2 protein-coding genes and 1 pseudogene are annotated in these 1,577 nt (G+C 68.6%); 2 read left to right on the plus strand and 1 reads right to left on the minus strand.

Translation table 11 applies throughout. The annotated features are described in order from the left end of the window. Window positions 1-197 (plus strand): annotated as a pseudogene (locus C1J01_RS51735) (hypothetical protein); the annotation flags it as partial. A 380-nt stretch (window positions 198-577) separates the two neighbouring features. On the opposite strand, the gene C1J01_RS47950 reads toward C1J01_RS51735, so the two are convergent. Beyond that, on the minus strand, window positions 578-952 hold the full coding sequence (locus C1J01_RS47950; RefSeq protein WP_146616040.1) for a DUF8711 family protein: 375 nt from the start codon (window positions 950-952) through the stop codon (window positions 578-580). A 214-nt stretch (window positions 953-1,166) separates the two neighbouring features. On the opposite strand from C1J01_RS47950, the gene C1J01_RS47955 reads away from it, so the two are divergent. Further along, window positions 1,167-1,577, plus strand: a 411-nt coding sequence (locus C1J01_RS47955; RefSeq protein WP_146616041.1) for a protein kinase domain-containing protein, incomplete at its 3' end; no start/stop codon positions are given.

Raw genomic sequence — 1,577 nt, forward strand, 5'->3', positions numbered from 1 at the left:
CGTCGGACCCACCGGCGGCCCAGCCATCCGACGGCTCCCCACCCCAGCCCTTCCGGCAGCCGTCCGACGAGCCCTCGCCGGAGCCGTCCCTTGAGCGGCTGCTGCCGGTCTCGCCGTCCGCCGATCACTCCACGCTGGACGGCGCGAACGAGTCATGGAACGGCGGCAGGGACGAAGGATGCTGTGAAACCAAGTAGCCGAAGGCGGTCTGCGGGGTGGCTGCGGTAGTGGTCGGTGGCGGCGGCGATGTTGGTCCCAGGTATGGGGCGAGCCCATCGATCGGGGATGCGGCCGGGGGCTCCGCAAGATCGTCACATCCGCGGACGCCCTGCCCGCCGCCCTGTCCGGCTACTCCATGAGGGCCGTCCGGCTCATCGCCGTCGCCGAGCTAGCCGGCGCGGGCACTGTGCGGCACTCAGACGTCAGGGACAGCCTCTTGACGTGCTCCCCGGGAGTTCTGACCTGTGCCGCGCACGCGACCGCACTTCCTACTTCGTCCGGCTGTGCCGGACTTGCGCCCTTCATCTGGACCAAGACCGCCGACGTCCAGACCCTGAAGGCGAACCGCGAGCTCAGCCTAGGAACAGGCCGATTTGAGCTTGGTCTGGAAGCCGGACACCTTGGTGGTGAGCTCGGCAGCCTTGGTCATGTCGCCACCCTCCATGGTGGAGAAGCCCGCGGCCAGGTCGTTCAGCGCGGCGGCGACTTCGCCGTCGTACTTCCCGGCGAGATCCTTGGTCTTCTGCGCCGCCGTCTTCGACGCCTTGCCGAGGGCGTCGGGGTCCGTGGCGCTGGCTGCGAGGCTGCCGTTCCACTCATTCATGATCGCGACTACCTCCTTGGAGGCGGTGTTGCAGTCAACAGCCTGCGCGGCCGCACCGCAGGCGGTGGTGAGCGTGGCAAGAGTGAGCGTCGCCCCCGCAATGGCGAGGCGACGACGAGTGGATGTCATTTTCGGTGCCCTTCGTAGGTTTTGAAAACGAGAAGGAGGGTATTGAAGCGTGCTTGATCGTCGCTCGCACCCCAATATCACCATTCGTATCAAGCGAGCGGCGTTGGCCGGGTAATGAGGCTCTGGCTCACTCTCGATGATCAGTTACTCCGGGTGAGCCTCGCGCGATGTTGAGCGTCACGTGATGTCGGTGGGAAACAGTGCCGGCTGACAGGTGCCGCACCGGGATGTCAAGCCGGACAACATCCTCGTCCAGGCCGACGGCACCAGCAAGCTGGCCGATTTCGGCGTCGTGGTGCACGCCGAGGAGCCGGGCGTCCCGGCGGGCACGCCCGCGTACATGTCGCCGGAGCTGTGGACGCGCCACCAGGCGGGGCCGCCGGCCGACCTGTACGCGGCGGCGTGCGTGTTGTTCGAGGCGGTGCGCGGGCGGCCGCCGTACCGAGCGTACAAGGAGGGGGTGGCCGGCGAGCCGGACGTGCCCGCGCTGCGGGACAAGCACCTGGTGGAGCCCGTGCCGCTGGAGGTGGCCCCGGACACCCTGCGCGACCTGCTGAAACGCGGGCTGGCCAAGGACCCGGCGGCCAGGTACGCCTCGGCCCGGCAGTTCGCCGCCGAGGTCGAG

This window comes from Nonomuraea aridisoli, from assembly GCF_003236395.1.
In the GTDB taxonomy this organism is placed as follows: domain Bacteria; phylum Actinomycetota; class Actinomycetes; order Streptosporangiales; family Streptosporangiaceae; genus Nonomuraea; species Nonomuraea aridisoli.

Excerpts from the sequence above, each read along its gene's own strand:
- C1J01_RS47950 (WP_146616040.1), bottom strand. The coding sequence starts at position 952 with ATGACATCCACTCGTCGTCGCCTCGCCATTGCGGGGGCGACGCTCACT.